The organism is Pseudomonas sp. GW456-12-10-14-LB2 (assembly GCF_002884345.1).
Lineage (GTDB): Bacteria > Pseudomonadota > Gammaproteobacteria > Pseudomonadales > Pseudomonadaceae > Aquipseudomonas > Aquipseudomonas paraglycinae.
This window is the reverse complement of the sequence record NZ_POHV01000016.1, coordinates 71,399-86,244: the sequence shown is the minus strand read 5'-3', so window position 1 is coordinate 86,244 and position 14,846 is coordinate 71,399. Positions and strand designations below refer to the sequence as shown.

Annotated in this window: 14 protein-coding genes; 7 read left to right on the top strand and 7 right to left on the bottom strand. The window is 61.4% G+C overall.

Going from position 1 to position 14,846, the window contains the following annotated elements; genetic code table 11:
- Window positions 1–128 precede the first annotated feature (128 nt).
- The 4 genes from C1X29_RS13615 (at window position 129) to C1X29_RS13600 (ending at window position 5,021) form a co-directional block, all read left to right on the top strand.
- Complete coding sequence (locus tag C1X29_RS13615; protein ID WP_085746379.1) at window positions 129–1,433, top strand: murein hydrolase activator EnvC; 1,305 nt, start codon at window positions 129–131, stop codon at window positions 1,431–1,433.
- 31 nt (window positions 1,434–1,464) lie between these two features.
- Window positions 1,465–2,784, top strand: coding sequence for a S41 family peptidase (locus C1X29_RS13610; protein ID WP_085654441.1), 1,320 nt, complete (start codon window positions 1,465–1,467; stop codon window positions 2,782–2,784).
- A 2-nt stretch (window positions 2,785–2,786) separates the two neighbouring features.
- A complete protein-coding gene (locus C1X29_RS13605) occupies window positions 2,787–3,563 on the top strand; it encodes a divergent polysaccharide deacetylase family protein (protein WP_102717656.1) in 777 nt (258 codons plus the stop codon).
- 111 nt (window positions 3,564–3,674) lie between these two features.
- On the top strand, window positions 3,675–5,021 hold the full coding sequence (locus tag C1X29_RS13600; RefSeq protein WP_158247902.1) for a Vps62-related protein: 1,347 nt from the start codon (window positions 3,675–3,677) through the stop codon (window positions 5,019–5,021).
- Here the strand turns inward: C1X29_RS13600 and C1X29_RS13595 are convergent.
- From C1X29_RS13595 to C1X29_RS13565, 7 genes are all read right to left on the bottom strand, one after another.
- On the bottom strand, window positions 5,002–5,757 hold the full coding sequence (locus C1X29_RS13595; protein ID WP_085746376.1) for an ABC transporter substrate-binding protein: 756 nt from the start codon (window positions 5,755–5,757) through the stop codon (window positions 5,002–5,004). The two genes, C1X29_RS13600 and C1X29_RS13595, sit on opposite strands and share 20 nt — an antisense overlap.
- Before the next feature lie 76 nt (window positions 5,758–5,833).
- A complete protein-coding gene (gene hisF / locus C1X29_RS13590) occupies window positions 5,834–6,604 on the bottom strand; it encodes an imidazole glycerol phosphate synthase subunit HisF (RefSeq protein ID WP_102717654.1) in 771 nt (256 codons plus the stop codon).
- A gap of 9 nt (window positions 6,605–6,613) precedes the next feature.
- The gene (gene hisA, locus C1X29_RS13585; RefSeq protein ID WP_003220753.1) at window positions 6,614–7,351 is read right to left on the bottom strand and encodes a 1-(5-phosphoribosyl)-5-[(5-phosphoribosylamino)methylideneamino]imidazole-4-carboxamide isomerase; all 738 of its coding nucleotides are present in this window, start codon (window positions 7,349–7,351) and stop codon (window positions 6,614–6,616) included.
- A 102-nt stretch (window positions 7,352–7,453) separates the two neighbouring features.
- Window positions 7,454–7,714, bottom strand: a complete 261-nt coding sequence (locus C1X29_RS13580; RefSeq protein ID WP_011332018.1) for a DUF2164 domain-containing protein — start codon at window positions 7,712–7,714, stop codon at window positions 7,454–7,456.
- Complete coding sequence (hisH, locus tag C1X29_RS13575) at window positions 7,715–8,353, bottom strand: imidazole glycerol phosphate synthase subunit HisH (protein WP_007952546.1); 639 nt, start codon at window positions 8,351–8,353, stop codon at window positions 7,715–7,717.
- A complete protein-coding gene (hisB, locus tag C1X29_RS13570) occupies window positions 8,353–8,946 on the bottom strand; it encodes an imidazoleglycerol-phosphate dehydratase HisB (protein WP_085712764.1) in 594 nt (197 codons plus the stop codon). The genes hisH and hisB overlap by 1 nt, the downstream gene beginning before the upstream one ends.
- A 271-nt stretch (window positions 8,947–9,217) precedes the next feature.
- A complete protein-coding gene (locus C1X29_RS13565) occupies window positions 9,218–10,882 on the bottom strand; it encodes an OFA family MFS transporter (RefSeq protein ID WP_085611172.1) in 1,665 nt (554 codons plus the stop codon).
- A 355-nt stretch (window positions 10,883–11,237) separates the two neighbouring features.
- Here C1X29_RS13565 and C1X29_RS13560 point away from each other — a divergent pair, with 355 nt between their 5' ends.
- Genes C1X29_RS13560 through C1X29_RS13550 form a run of 3 tightly spaced genes read left to right on the top strand, consistent with a single transcriptional unit; the run spans window position 11,238 to window position 14,796 of the window.
- Window positions 11,238–13,463 carry an AsmA family protein gene (locus C1X29_RS13560; protein ID WP_102717653.1) on the top strand — a complete coding sequence of 742 codons (2,226 nt, stop codon included), beginning with the start codon at window positions 11,238–11,240 and terminating at the stop codon, window positions 13,461–13,463.
- Entirely contained in the window at window positions 13,460–14,527 is a 1,068-nt protein-coding gene (mutY, locus tag C1X29_RS13555; protein WP_085746373.1) for an A/G-specific adenine glycosylase, read from the top strand. The genes C1X29_RS13560 and mutY overlap by 4 nt, the downstream gene beginning before the upstream one ends.
- Entirely contained in the window at window positions 14,524–14,796 is a 273-nt protein-coding gene (locus C1X29_RS13550; protein WP_007952551.1) for an oxidative damage protection protein, read from the top strand. The genes mutY and C1X29_RS13550 overlap by 4 nt, the downstream gene beginning before the upstream one ends.
- Window positions 14,797–14,846 lie beyond the last annotated feature (50 nt).

Below are 14,846 nucleotides of genomic sequence, written 5' to 3'. Positions count from 1 at the left end.
ACGCCCTGTAATCAGCCTGAAACGGCTTTTTATGACGAACGCCTCAAAGCAGTTGGCTTTGAGGCGTTTTTTTTGCCGCGTCGGGCGGGCATACTAGGCCGTCCCTTACCCTGGTGCCGCCCGCCTCTATGCTTCGCGTCCTGATCGCCCTCGCTCTGACATGCCTGCTCCAACCGGCCTTCGCGGATGAGCGCGCGCAAACCCAACAGCAACTGGACGCCACGCGCCAGGACATCGCCGAGCTGAAAAAACTGCTGGGCAAGCTCCAGGAAGAAAAATCCGGCGTGCAAAAGGAGCTCAAGGGCACCGAAACCGAGATGGGCAAGCTCGAGAAACAGGTCGAAGCCCTGCAGAAAGAGCTGAAGAAGAGCGAGTCCGAGCTGCAGCGGCTCGATGCGGAGAAAAAAAAACTCCAGAGCGCGCGCACTGAACAGCAGCGACTGATCGCCATCCAGGCCCGCGCCGCCTACCAGAACGGTCGCCAGGAATACCTCAAGCTGCTGCTCAACCAGCAGAATCCCGAGAAATTCGCCCGCACCCTCACCTATTACGACTACCTGAGCCAGGCTCGCCTGGAGCAGCTTAAAAGCTTCAACGAAACCCTGCGCCAACTGGCCAACGTCGAAAAAGACATCGGCGTGCAGCAGGCGCAGTTGCTGGCGCAGCAAAGCGATCTCGACACTCAGCGCGAAGCCCTCGACAAGGTCCGCAAGGAGCGCCAGCAGGCCCTTGCCAAACTCAATGACGACGTGAAAGCCCGGGACCAGAAACTGGCCGCCCGCGAGCAGGATCAGGCAGACCTGTCTAAAGTCCTTAAAACCATTGAAGAAACCCTGGCCCGCCAGGCTCGTGAGGCAGAAGAAGCGCGGCAGAAAGCGCTCATCGCCCAGCAGGAAGCCGAAAAAAAGCGCTTGCGTGAGGCCCAGGCCCGCGCCGATGCGGACTCGGACACCAGCGACGCCCCGCGAAAACAAGCCAGACCCACACCTGGCGCGCTGGTTTCCAGCAGCGGCGAGACCTTCGGTGGCCCTTTTGCGTCAAGTCGGGGAAAACTTCCATGGCCGGTTGATGGTCGACTGCTGGCACGCTTCGGTGAAACCCGTGGCGACGATGCCCGCACCAAGTGGGACGGCGTGATGATCAGCGCCTCCGCCGGCAGCCAGGTGCATGCCGTACACGGCGGGCGCGTGGTGTTTGCCGACTGGCTGCGCGGTGCCGGGCTGCTGGTGATCCTTGATCACGGCAACGGTTTTCTGAGTCTTTACGGTCACAACCAGACGCTGCTCAAGTCGGCGGGTGACGTGGTAAAAGCCGGTGAGTCCATTTCCACTGTGGGTAATAGTGGCGGTCAGGACACACCAGCGCTGTATTTCGCAATTCGTCAGCAGGGTCACCCGAGTGATCCGGCGCAATGGTGCCGCGCGCAAGGATAAGCGCGCCGCCTAATTCAGGAGTTCGTTCGACATGCTGCATTTGTCCCGCCTTACCTCGCTGGCTCTGACGATCGCCCTGGTGATCGGCGCGCCTCTGGCGTTTGCCGCTCAACCGGCCCCGGCTGTCGCTCCGGCAGGCACTGCCGCCACCAGCAAGGCGCCGTTGCCGCTGGAAGAGCTGCGCACCTTTGCCGAGGTCATGGACCGGATCAAGGCCGCCTATGTCGAGCCGGTGGACGACAAGACCCTGCTGGAAAACGCGATCAAGGGCATGCTCAGCAACCTCGATCCGCACTCCGCCTACCTCGGCCCTGAAGACTTTGCCGAGTTGCAGGAAAGCACCAGCGGCGAGTTCGGCGGCCTGGGCATCGAAGTCGGCGCCGAAGACGGCTTCATCAAGGTCGTGTCGCCGATCGACGATACGCCAGCATCGAAGGCCGGCATCCAGGCCGGCGACTTCATCGTCAAGATCAACGGCGCGCCGACCCGCGGCCAGACCATGACCGAAGCCGTGGACAAGATGCGCGGCAAGATCGGCCAGAAGATCACCCTGACCCTGGTCCGCGACGGCGGTACGCCGTTCGATGTAACCCTGGCTCGCGCCGTGATCCAGGTGAAGAGCGTCAAGGCGCAACTGCTGGAATCGGGCTACGGCCTGATCCGCATCACCCAGTTCCAGGTCAAGACCGGCGAAGAGGTCTCCAAAGCCCTGGCCAAGCTGCGCAAGGACAACGGCAAGAAGCTCAACGGCATCATCCTTGACCTGCGCAACAACCCGGGCGGCGTGTTGCAGGCAGCGGTCGAAGTGGTCGACCACTTCATCACCAAAGGCCTGATCGTCTACACCAAGGGCCGGATCGCCAATTCCGAACTGCGCTTCTCCGCCACCGGCAAGGACGAAAGCGAAGCGGTGCCGATGGTCGTGCTGATCAACGGTGGCAGTGCCTCGGCCTCGGAAATCGTCGCCGGCGCCCTGCAGGACCAGAAACGCGCCGTGGTCATGGGCACCACCAGTTTCGGCAAGGGCTCGGTGCAGACCGTGCTGCCGCTGAACAACGACCGCGCACTGAAGATCACCACCGCTTTGTACTTCACGCCGAACGGCCGCTCGATCCAGGCCCAGGGCATTGTTCCGGACATCGAAGTACGCAAGGCCAAGATCACGAACGAAGCGGACGGCGACTACTTCAAGGAAGCCGACCTGCAAGGTCACCTGGGCAACGGCAACGGCGGCGCGGACAAACCGACCGGTTCCGGCGGCAAGGCCAAGGCGATGCCACAGGATGACGATTACCAGCTGGCCCAGGCCCTGAGCCTGCTCAAAGGCCTGAGCATCACGTCCGGCCGTTGAGGATGTCTTTGCGTTTCGTCTTTGTCCTGCTGTGCTGTCTGGCGGTTGCTGCTCACGCAGAACCTGCCAGACCAACACCTCAAAAAGCCTACCTGACGCTGATCATCGACGACCTGGGGCAGAACCTGCCCCGGGATCGCCGCGTGCTGGCCCTCCCCGGGCCGGTGACTACAGCGATCATGCCCGACACCCCGCACGCCACCGAATTCGCCCGCGAAGCCCATCGCGCCGGCAAGGTCGTGATCCTGCACATGCCGATGGACCCCGCCACAGGCCCGTTCGCCTGGCATCCCGAACTGCCCATTGAAGAACTCGAGAAACGGCTGAACGCCGCGTTCAAAATGGTCCCCTACACCGCCGGCATCAACAACCACATGGGCAGCCGCATGACTGCGCAGCCGGTGGCGATGGCGTGGTTGATGGACGAGTTGCAGCGGCGCCACAAGTTCTTCGTCGACAGCCGCACCAGCGCCCAGACCGTCGCTGCGCAACAGGCACAGAAGATTGATCTGGCGAGTGTTTCGCGGGATGTGTTTCTCGATGACGAGCGCACAGAAGCGGCGATCCTGACTCAATTGCAGACAGCGATCAGTCTGGCGCACAAACAGGGTTCGGCCGTGATGATCGGCCACCCTTATCCGCAGACACTGGCGGTGCTGGAGCGCGAACTACCCAAATTGAAGGCTCAGGGCATCGAGTGGATCGACATCAAGCAGATGATCAGTGTGCGCAGCAATCGCGCTACAGCCGCTCACGGCCACAACGGCATTTACCGGTAGCACCCCGCCATACCCGATAAATAGTTACCGCCCGTCCCCTTGGCCAATTCCGGATATTGAGACCTGCAACAGGTCGCGACCACGAGTCGCCTTTCACTATCAGGAATGACCATGAACAGCGAAAACAGTGAAACCACGGCCGACAGGCCAATGGAGTCGATCCAGGTCGATAACCTGCTGATCAACTTCACCACCGAATTCCAGCGGATCTGGAACTGCAATGGCTCGGGCTCGACACCCTGCGCGCTCTGGCGTCCGGTGCCATCCCCCGACTCGCTGCCTGGCTTTTACCCCCTCGGGGACGTCGCCATCTCCGGCAACGGCAATATCAATGGCAGCAAGATCGTGGCCGTTGTCCGCGAAGGCCCAGCCGCAAACGGCGAAACCGCGCAAACAAATGCACTCAGTCCACCGGATGATTTCGAAGAAATCTGGAGCGATGCAACCTCGACGCCGGCGGGGGGGACGCTATGGCGGCCGATCGCGCCTGAGGGGTATGTGGCACTGGGAACGGTGTGCTCCATCAACCACGAAAAGCCTTTACTGAGCTCGGTACGTTGCGTGCGCGAAGATCTGGTAATTGAGGCCAGTGTCGCCGAGTTGATCTGGAATGATCGGGGAGATCGTTCCCGCCAGTATTTCAGCGCCTGGAGCATCGCGCCTCCGGTTGCCGATGCAGGTGCGATCAACTTCACGGCAGGCACGTTCATCGCTTCCGGCAACCCTGACAGCCCCGAGAATGAAGCCGAAGCCTATTCATTGCGAATGCAGATTGCGGTACAGAGCAATCCAGCGCCTGAACTCCCGGAACTGTCAGGATTCGAAGCGCCGGAACCGCTCGAACCCTCGCAACCGACCCACACTGCCAGGCTGCCCTGGTTTGCAGTGGAAGACCACGGTCAGCCATCACTGAAGAGATTCCGCCAATCGCCCTACTATTACCTGCAAAGGACTGACCGGTATGTGCTCATCGGCTCCAGCCATAACACGACTGACAAGAGCAGCCTGTTTCACTGGACGTTGCCTCGTGTTCTGAGCCGCCGCGATCTGCGGCTTTTCAACCGCATCAGTGCAATACAGATTCCGGGGGTTTGGCCAGCGAGCGACTCAACGGTTGAACGGTCGATAAGGTTCTCGGCAAGGCTGGGCGAAGCCTTCACCCACACCGAAACCTCGAGCATCGGATGGACCACGCCGGACATCGTGGCGGTCGCCGCCAACGTGACGAAACACAAGATGATGGCGCTGTATCAACTGCAGAGTAACTACGATCTCTGGCGGGACAACCGAACGGAAACCGCCATCAACTTCAGGTACTCCGACAGAAACAGCCTGCACTGGCTCGAATACCCGCCAGAAGTCGCGAGTGACGCCATGGTGCCACTCCCGTCAGTGCCGGAACAGCCGGAATCTCCCGAGTTACCAGAGTCGCCAGAAACTACAGATACCGCCCCATGATCTCGTCGACCACGCCGTCCTTGCGCATCTGTTCGAGCGCCGCCTGAAGCTTGGCAACGGCTTCGTCCGGCACGTCCTTGTTCAGCGCCAGATACAGTTCGGCGCTGTTGAAACGCAGTACGGTTTTCAGGCCGGTCACGCCATCCTGCCGCGCCAGATAACGCCCGGCAGGATCGCCGGTGGCCCAGAGGTCGATCTGGCCGCTGACGAGTTTTTTCGCGTTGTCCTGATCACGCAGCACCACCACCGGCTTCAAACCCTGCTTGGTCAGAGTCTCGGCAATCGCATCGCCCTTGTAGGCGCCGATCTTGTACTTGCGCGCGTCATTGAGTGTTTCGAGGGTGATCTTGCTGTCGGCCCTGGCCAGCATGACCCAGTCGTCCGGGCCGATCGGGCCGACCCACTTGAAGAGCTTTTCGCGATCCGGCAGGCGTGCCATGACGAACGCACCGTAGCCGGGATTCTCCAGCGCCAGCTTGTAGACCCGCTCCCATGGGAAACGCAGGGTCAGGCTGTAAGTGATGCCGGCACGCTTGAACATCTCGCGCACGATGTCCGTGGCGATGCCGTTGATGTTTTCATCCTGAGCGAAATTCTTGCCGTTCTTCGCCATGTTGTACGGCGGGAAGTTTTCGGTGAGGAGCACCAGATCGGTGTCGGGACTTTCCTCGGCGTGGCCGGTGTTGATCAACAACACGGAGGCACTGGCGAGGGCGAGGAGCAGGCGTTTGATCATGTCGGGCTACCGAAATCCATGGCGTGCCCAAGAGTGCCTTGGGTACGCCATGCTGTCCACTGGCCTGTATGGATGTTTAACGCATTACGATGCCGCGTTTAGACATGTAAGCCTTGGCTTCCTGAACGGTGTATTCGCCGAAGTGGAAAATACTCGCCGCCAGTACTGCACTGGCGTGGCCTTCAAGAATGCCGTCAGCCAGATGCTGCAGGTTGCCGACGCCGCCGGAAGCGATCACCGGAATGCCCAGCGCATCGCTGATGGCGCGGGTCACACCGAGGTCGAAGCCGTTTTTCATACCGTCCTGATCCATGCTGGTCAGGAGGATTTCACCGGCACCCAGGCCTTCCATTTTCTTCGCCCACTCGACGGCGTCGAGGCCGGTCGGTTTGCGACCGCCGTGGGTGAAGATCTCCCAGCGCAGGGTTTCGCCCGGGCCCGAAACCTTCTTTGCGTCGATGGCGACGACAATGCATTGCGAGCCGAAATGCTGCGCCGCTTCGCCGACGAATTCCGGGTTGAACACAGCAGCGGTGTTGATCGACACCTTGTCCGCACCGGCGTTGAGCAGGTTGCGGATGTCCTGCACGGTCCGCACGCCACCGCCGACGGTCAGCGGAATGAACACCTGACTGGCCATGCGCTCGACGGTGTGCAGCGTGGTGTCACGGCCATCGACGCTGGCGGTGATGTCGAGAAAGGTAATCTCGTCGGCACCCTGCTCGTCGTAGCGACGGGCGATTTCCACCGGGTCACCGGCGTCACGGATGTTCTCGAACTTCACACCTTTGACGACCCGGCCGTTGTCCACGTCCAGGCAAGGGATGATGCGTTTGGCCAGCGCCATGGTCAGTCCTCAGCCTTGGTACGAATCGCAGAAAGCTTGCGCTTCGGCGACGTCGAGAGTGCCTTCGTAGATCGCCCGGCCGGTGATGGCGCCGATGATGCCCGGTGCCTTGGCGTCGAGCAGCGACTTGATGTCACCCAGGTTGTGAATGCCGCCGGAAGCGATCACCGGGATCTTGGTGGCAGCCGCCAGCGCGGCGGTGAACGGAACGTTGCAGCCCTGCATCATGCCGTCTTTGGCGATGTCGGTATAAACGATCGAGGACACGCCGTCGGCTTCAAACTGCTTGGCCAGGTCGATGACTTGCACGGTGCTGATTTCAGCCCAGCCATCGGTGGCGACAAAACCGTCCTTGGCATCCAGACCGACGATGATCTTGCCCGGGAACGCGCGGCAGGCTTCAGCGACGAACGCCGGATCCTTCACCGCTTTGGTGCCGATGATCACATAGCTGACGCCAGCCTTGACGTAGTGCTCGATGGTTTCCAGCGAACGGATGCCGCCGCCGATCTGGATCGGCAGGGTCGGGTAGCGCTTGGCGATCGCGGTCACCACTTCGCCGTTGACCGGCTGGCCTTCGAAAGCGCCGTTCAGGTCGACCAGATGCAGACGGCGGCAGCCGCCCTCCACCCACTTGGCAGCCATGCTCACCGGGTCATCGGAGAACACTGTGGAATCTTCCATGCGGCCCTGGCGCAGACGTACGCAGGCACCGTCTTTAAGATCGATAGCGGGAATAATCAGCATGCTTTTTCCTTCGTCAAAAGAGCTGCAAGCTGCAAGCCATAAGCTGCAAGCGCGCACGCGTGTGTACTTCTTGCAGCTTGCAGCTTGAAGCTTGCCGCTGCCCTAATTCTTCTCGAGCGCCCACAGGTCGCTTTCGATGCTTTCAAACCGCTCCTTGAGGTGGGTCTGCACATCGAAAATCGCCCTGTTGTAATAGTGCGGAGCAATTTCGCGGGTAAACAGCTCAAGAATTTCCGCCGCCTCGAACGAACCCAGGTCCAGTTCGAAACGATCCTCCATGAACCGCTGAATCTTGCGGTTGGCTTCACTCTCCTGCTCGGGAGTGAGGGTCAGGATCGGCGGCTTGGATTTCTTGACGGCCATTTACCAGCGACCGTCCCACGCCGCGAAGTTCTGCAGCAATTGCAGGCCATGGGTATGGCTCTTCTCCGGGTGGAACTGCACGGCGAAACGCGAACCTTCGGCCAGCGCCGCGGCGAAATCGACGCCGTAATGACCGCTGCCAACCACCTGCCGCGGGTTACCGGCGGCGATGTAATAGCTGTGCACGAAGTAGAAACGCGCCAGGTCCGGAATGTTGTGCCACAGCGGGTGATCCACCGCCTGCTTCACTTCGTTCCAGCCCATGTGCGGGACTTTCAGGTGCTCGCCGTCTTCATGCAGGTCTTTGCCGAAGAACTTCACCGCGCCCGGGAACAGGCCGATGCAGTCGACGCCGTCGTTCTCTTCGCTGCTGTCGAGCAAGGCTTGCATGCCGACGCAGATGCCGAGGAACGGACGATCCTGACTGACTTCACGCACCAGCGAATCGAAACCGAGGCGACGGATCTCCGCCATGCAATCGCGAATCGCGCCGACGCCGGGGAAAACCACCCGGTCGGCTTCGCGGATCACTGCCGCATCGCTGGTGATCAGCACCTTGCCGGCACCGACGTGCTCGAGGGCCTTGGCCACCGAGTGCAGGTTGCCCATGCCGTAGTCGATAACTGCAACCGTCTGCATTACAGGACGCCCTTGGTCGAAGGCATCTGGCCGGCCATGCGGTCATCCAGCTCGACGGCCATGCGCAGCGCGCGGCCGAATGCCTTGAACACGGTTTCGATCTGGTGGTGGGTGTTGGTGCCGCGCAGGTTGTCGATGTGCAGGCTGACCAGTGCGTGGTTGACGAAGCCCTGGAAAAATTCCTGGAACAGGTCGACGTCGAAGCCGCCAACGGTGGCGCGGGTGTACGGCACGTGCATCTGCAGGCCCGGACGGCCGGAGAAGTCGATCACCACGCGCGACAGCGCTTCATCGAGCGGCACGTAGGCGTGGCCGTAGCGACGGATGCCTTTCTTGTCGCCAATGGCTTGCGCGAAAGCCTGGCCGAGGGTGATACCGACGTCTTCCACCGTATGGTGGTCGTCGATATGCAGATCGCCCTTGCATTGGATATCCAGGTCGATCAACCCGTGACGGGCGATCTGATCCAGCATGTGCTCAAGAAAAGGAACACCGATATCGAATCGGGCCTTTCCGGTGCCATCAAGGTTGATCGAGGCTTTGATCTGGGTTTCCAGAGTGTCGCGCTCGACAGACGCCTTACGTTCGGCCATCACCAGCTCCGCAAAATCATTGGGCGAAAAAGGCAGCCATTATAGGGGCGCGGGGCCGAAACAGAAACACGAGAGGTGGAATGACTGACGGATAGAACCCCGTGCTGTCGGGGATAGACATGTCCATACAAGCATCGAAAGGCGCTGATCGCTCCCACGCTCTGCGTGGGAGTGCAGCCCCGGACGCTCTGCGTCCACTTCGAATGTGACGCAGAGCGTCACAGGGAGACATTCCCACGCAGAGCGTGGGAACGATCAGGTGTAAACGAACTTAGTGAAACAGAACCGCCGTCTTCTGCAGGGTCACCCAAACACCCCACGCCAACGGAATCCCCACCACCAGCCACGCAGCGATCGCCAATGGCTTGCTGCCCGGCGCGGCTTTCCACTCCAGCACGGTGCTGGCATCAGCACCCTTGTCGTGGCCCAGCGCCTGTTCGGCGGCCAGTTCGGCGTCGGTCATGAAGTACTTGTCGGCCACCGGGCGCACCAGCAGGTTGCACAGGAAGCCCAGCACCAGCAGGCCAGCGAGGATGTACAGGGTGATGTCGTAAGCGGCAGCGCGTTCAACACCGATGCTCAACTGATACTCACGCAGGTAGTTCACCAGCACCGGACCCAGCACGCCAGCGGCGGCCCAGGCCGTCAGCAGACGACCGTGGATCGCGCCAACCATCTGTGTACCAAACAGGTCGGCCAGATAGGCCGGAACGGTCGCAAAACCACCGCCGTACATCGACAGGATGATGCAGAACGCCGCCACGAACAGCGCAACGTTGCCCAGGTGACCGAGGTTCGGGATCAGTGCGTACAGCGCAAAACCCAGCGCGAAGAACACGAAGTAAGTGTTCTTGCGGCCCAGGTAGTCCGAGAACGACGCCCAGAAGAAACGACCGCCGATGTTGAACAGGCTCAGCAGACCGGTGAAACCGGCCGCAATCGCAGCGATGGAAGCCAGTTGACCGGCGTCCAGCTGACCGAACGGCAGATCGTTACCCAGCAGCTTGCCGCCGAACACTTCCTGCAACAGTGGCGAAGCCATGCCGAGGATGCCGATACCGGCAGACACGTTCAGGCACAGCACCAGCCACACCAGACGGAATTGCGGGGTTTTCCACGCCACATTCACGTGAACGTGACGGTGGGTGATCATCGCGTTCGAGGCTTTCTTAGCCGGAGCGGTCCAGCCTTCAGGCTTCCAGCCGGTTGGCGGCACGCGGTAGGCCAAGGCGCCACCGATCATGAACACGAAGTAGATTGCGGCCATGGCCACGAAGCTCTGCCACACGCCCACCCCAGTCGGCGAAGCGAAATGGCTCATCAGAGCGGTCGCCAGTGGTGCACCAACCATCGCGCCACCGCCGAAACCCATGATCGCCATGCCGGTCGCCATGCCGCGCTTGTCCGGGAACCACTTGATCAGGGTCGAGACCGGCGAGATGTAGCCCAGGCCCAGACCGATACCGCCGATCACGCCGGAGCCGATCCACATCAGCCAGATCTGGTGGGTATAGATACCCAGCGCAGAAATCAGCAGACCGCCGCACCAGCACAGTGCCGATACAACACCGGCCTTGCGTGGACCTGCGTGTTCAAGCCAGCCACCCCAGATCGCTGCCGAGCAGCCGAGGAAGATGAAGAACAGGGTGTAGATCCAGCCGAGCATGGAGATCGGCCAGTCGCATTGCGACGAGAACACTTGTGCGATGAAGCTCATGTCCGGTGCGCAAGCCACCGGAGCGGTGACGCCCAGCGCCTTGGACAGCGGCAACCAGAACACCGAGAAGCCGTAGGCCATGCCGATGCACAGGTGAATGGCCAGAGCGGCCGGCGGGACCAGCCAACGGTTGAAACCGGGCTTGGCGATGATGCGTTCCTTGGACAGGAACCCGGGCTGATCGGCTTTGAAGCCGTCCGCCGTAATGGTCGTGCTCATTGTGTATCCCCCAATTATTAGTATGGTTCGCCAGCCACTGCCCACCCCGGCCTTTATGCACGCAGGCATGACCGTTTTTTTGCGGGTGAAGCTCCTTGAAAGCGCGACGTTAAGTCGCAGATGGGCGTACGAACGGGCGAAGGTTACCATTTGCACGTGACAGAAAAACCAAACTGATATCACCTTTTTTGAGTCATCTGATCTCCTGATGCCGGGGAACCCCGATGCCGATCGTTGTCGAAGCGCTGTACATCAAGGTTCAGCAGGCTGCACGGGACACCGCAACAGCGCGGGTTGATGCAGCGCTATACTCCCCGGCTAAATTACGAATTCGACTACTTACAAGGACTCGCCCATGAAAGCGTTCGGCAAAATCCTGGGTCTGGTACTTCTCGGGCTGTTGCTGATCATTGTGGCGGCGGGCTTCGCCCTGACCCACCTGTTTGATCCCAACGACTACAAAGACGAGATCCGCCAGATTGCCCGCGACAAGGCCCACATCGAGCTGACGCTCAATGGCGACATCGGCTGGAGCCTGTTCCCGTGGCTCGGCCTGGAACTGCACGAGGCCAGCGTCGCGACCCTGGCCAAGCCTGCCGAACCGTTCGCCGACCTGCAGATGCTCGGCCTGTCCGTGCGCGTGCTGCCGCTGCTGCGCCGAGAAGTGCAGATGAGCGACGTGCGCGTCGAAGGCCTGAACCTGCGCCTGAACCGTGACAAGAATGGTCATGGCAACTGGGAAGACATCGGCAAGGTGCCGCCCAAGGCCGGCAGCGCCCCGGCGCCAACCACCACGGCCGAAACCGCCCCCGAGGCCCCTGCGCAACCGGAAAAACCGGCCCAGCCGATCCGGCTCGACATCGATAGCCTGACCGTCAACAACGCCCGCGTGGAATACAACGACGAGCTGACCGGCAAGCAATTCAGCGCCGAAAGCATCCAGCTGAGCACCGGAGCTGTTCACGACTCGACCAATATTCCGGTCAAAGCCACCGCGTTCCTCGGCACCAACCAGCCAGTGCTGCGGGTGCGCACCGAGCTCAACGGCGAGCTGCGCTTCGAGCGCGCCCTGCAACGCTACAAGTTCGAAGACCTGAAGCTGTCCGGCGAAGTCGCCGGCGATCCGCTGCAAGGCAAGACCGTGACCTTCGCCGCCCAAGGGCAACTGTTGCTGGACAAGGCCGCCAACGTCGCCGAATGGACTGGCATCAAGCTCTCGGTCAATCAGCTGCGCGCCCTGGGCGAACTGAAGGCCAACGACCTGGACAAGACGCCACAGATCACCGGCGGGATTTCCATCGCCCAGTTCGACCTGGCGAAATTCGTCGACAGCATCGGACAGACCCTGCCCGCCATGGCCGAAGGCAGCCTGAGCAAAGTTGAACTGGTCAGCCGTGTCGCCGCGACGCCGACCAGCGTGGCGCTGGACAACATCAACCTGAAACTCGACGACAGCAGCTTCAGCGGCCGTATCGCCGTCGAAGATTTCGCCAAGCAATCGCTGCGTGCGGTCCTCAAGGCCGACACCTTCAACGTCGACCGTTACCTGCCGGCGAAATCGGAAAAAGCCAACAACGCCACTCAGGTCCGTCAGGCCGAAGTCGCCAGCACCGAGGCCGATGCAATGGCCGGTGCCGGCAGCACACCGCTGCCGGAAAAACCGAGCAAAAGCGCGTGGAGCACAGAACGTCTGTTCCCTGTTGAGCGCCTGAGTAAACTCGACGTAAACGCCGACCTGACCTTCGGCCAATTGACCCTCGACAAGCTGCCAATCCAGAACGCCGCACTGAAAGCCACCGGCCAGGGCGGCCTGCTGACTCTGGAGAACCTGCGGGGCGAGTTGTACAACGGCGACTTCGAAGCCAAGGGCACGCTGGACGTTCGCCAGACGGCGCCGGTGCTGAACCTGCAAACCCGGATCAACCGGGTGCCGGTGGAGAAAATCCTCGAAAGCCAGGGCAAGAATCCGCCGGTCAAAGGTCTGGTCAATCTCACCAGCACCGTCACCGGCAGCGGCAACAGCCAGCAGGCGCTGATTGAAACCCTCAACGGCAACGCCAGTTTCGTGATCAACAACGGCGTGCTGCTCAACGCCAACCTTGAGCAACAACTGTGCAAGGGCATCGCCACCCTCAACCGCAAATCCCTGAGCGGCGAGCCGCGCGGCAAGGACACGCCGTTCCAGGAGCTCAAGGGCAACCTGACCTTCCGCAACGGGGTGGCCAGCAACCCGGACCTGAAAGTGCGCATCCCCGGCATGAGCGTCAACGGTGACGGCGATATCGACCTCAAGGTGCTGGGCATGGACTATCGCGTCGGCATCATCGTCGAGGGCGACACCAGTGCCATGCCGGACCCGGCCTGTCAGGTCGGCGACAAATTCGTCGGCATCGAATGGCCGCTGCGCTGCCGAGGCCCGCTGGAGCTGGGCGCCAAGGCCTGCCGCCTGGACAACGAACGCATGGGCCAGGTCGCGAGCAAACTGGCCGGCGACAAGATCAGCGAAAAAATCGACGAGAAACTGGGTGACAAAGTCAGCCCGGAACTGAAAAACGCATTGAAGGGGCTGTTCAAGCGATGAGAGCGGAGCAGTTTTCCACGGCGGTGCTGGAATGGTTCGACCGCCACGGCCGCCATGATTTGCCCTGGCAACAGAACATCAACCCGTACCGGGTGTGGGTGTCCGAGATCATGTTGCAGCAGACCCAGGTCAGCACCGTGCTCAATTACTTCGACCGGTTCATGGCCGCGCTGCCGACGGTCGAGGCCCTGGCCGAAGCGCCGGAGGACGAAGTGCTGCACCTGTGGACGGGGCTGGGTTACTACACCCGCGCGCGTAATTTGCAGAAGACCGCGAAGATCGTCGTCAGCCAGTACGGTGGCGAGTTCCCCCGGGATGTCGAGAAGCTCACGGATTTGCCGGGCATCGGCCTGTCGACTGCCGGTGCGATCGCCAGTATCAGCATGGGGCTGCGCGCGCCGATCCTCGACGGCAACGTCAAACGAGTGCTGGCGCGCTTTACCGCGCAGGAGGGCTACCCCGGCGAGCCAAAGGTCGCCAAACAGCTGTGGGCCAACGCCGAGCGCTTTACGCCGCAGGATCGGGTCAACGCCTACACCCAGGCGATGATGGATCTGGGCGCCACGCTCTGCACCCGCAGCAAGCCGAGCTGCCTGCTGTGTCCGCTGGAAAAGGGCTGCGAAGCGCACATGCTCGGCCTGGAGACGCGTTACCCGATCCCCAAACCGCGCAAGGCTATCCCGCAGAAACGCACGCTGATGCCGCTGCTGGCCAACGAGGACGGCGCGATTCTGCTTTATCGCCGCCCGTCCAGCGGATTGTGGGGCGGTTTGTGGAGCCTGCCGGAACTCGATGGCCTCGACGACCTGCAACACCTCGCTGCGCAGCACTCGCTGGAACTGGGCGAGCAGCAGGCGCTGCCGAGCCTGGTCCACACCTTCAGCCACTTCCAGCTGTCCATCGAACCCTGGCTGGTTCAGGTGCAGGAGGCCGGCGGTCACGTGGCCGAGGCCGACTGGCTCTGGTATAACCTCGCCACCCCGCCGCGCCTGGGCCTCGCCGCCCCGGTCAAGACCTTGCTCGAACGCGCGGCCGCCGTCTTGAATGCAGGAGAGTCGACATGACCCGCACCGTAATGTGCCGCAAGTACAAAGAACAACTCGAAGGTCTGGAGCGCCCACCGTACCCGGGCGCCAAGGGCCAGGACATCTTCGAACACGTCTCGGCCAAGGCCTGGGCCGACTGGCAGAAACACCAGACACTGCTGATCAACGAAAAACGCCTGAACATGATGAACGCCGAAGACCGCAAATTTCTTCAGGGCGAAATGGACAAGTACTTCTCCGGCGAGGAATACGCTCAAGCGGAAGGCTACGTTCCGCCTGCAGAGTAAACCCCGCGAAATCGGGGGTCGGATCGTAAGCGACGGAATTAATTTAAGAA

Bases quoted from the DNA above. Each gene is read 5' to 3' on its own strand.
- C1X29_RS13615 (WP_085746379.1), top strand. From the start codon at position 129: ATGCTTCGCGTCCTGATCGCCCTCGCTCTGACATGCCTGCTCCAACCG.
- C1X29_RS13610 (WP_085654441.1), top strand. From the start codon at position 1,465: ATGCTGCATTTGTCCCGCCTTACCTCGCTGGCTCTGACGATCGCCCTG.
- C1X29_RS13605 (WP_102717656.1), top strand. From the start codon at position 2,787: ATGTCTTTGCGTTTCGTCTTTGTCCTGCTGTGCTGTCTGGCGGTTGCT.
- C1X29_RS13600 (WP_158247902.1), top strand. From the start codon at position 3,675: ATGAACAGCGAAAACAGTGAAACCACGGCCGACAGGCCAATGGAGTCG.
- C1X29_RS13595 (WP_085746376.1), bottom strand. From the start codon at position 5,757: ATGATCAAACGCCTGCTCCTCGCCCTCGCCAGTGCCTCCGTGTTGTTG.
- hisF (WP_102717654.1), bottom strand. From the start codon at position 6,604: ATGGCGCTGGCCAAACGCATCATCCCTTGCCTGGACGTGGACAACGGC.
- hisA (WP_003220753.1), bottom strand. From the start codon at position 7,351: ATGCTGATTATTCCCGCTATCGATCTTAAAGACGGTGCCTGCGTACGT.
- C1X29_RS13580 (WP_011332018.1), bottom strand. From the start codon at position 7,714: ATGGCCGTCAAGAAATCCAAGCCGCCGATCCTGACCCTCACTCCCGAG.
- hisH (WP_007952546.1), bottom strand. From the start codon at position 8,353: ATGCAGACGGTTGCAGTTATCGACTACGGCATGGGCAACCTGCACTCG.
- hisB (WP_085712764.1), bottom strand. From the start codon at position 8,946: ATGGCCGAACGTAAGGCGTCTGTCGAGCGCGACACTCTGGAAACCCAG.
- C1X29_RS13565 (WP_085611172.1), bottom strand. From the start codon at position 10,882: ATGAGCACGACCATTACGGCGGACGGCTTCAAAGCCGATCAGCCCGGG.
- C1X29_RS13560 (WP_102717653.1), top strand. From the start codon at position 11,238: ATGAAAGCGTTCGGCAAAATCCTGGGTCTGGTACTTCTCGGGCTGTTG.
- mutY (WP_085746373.1), top strand. From the start codon at position 13,460: ATGAGAGCGGAGCAGTTTTCCACGGCGGTGCTGGAATGGTTCGACCGC.
- C1X29_RS13550 (WP_007952551.1), top strand. From the start codon at position 14,524: ATGACCCGCACCGTAATGTGCCGCAAGTACAAAGAACAACTCGAAGGT.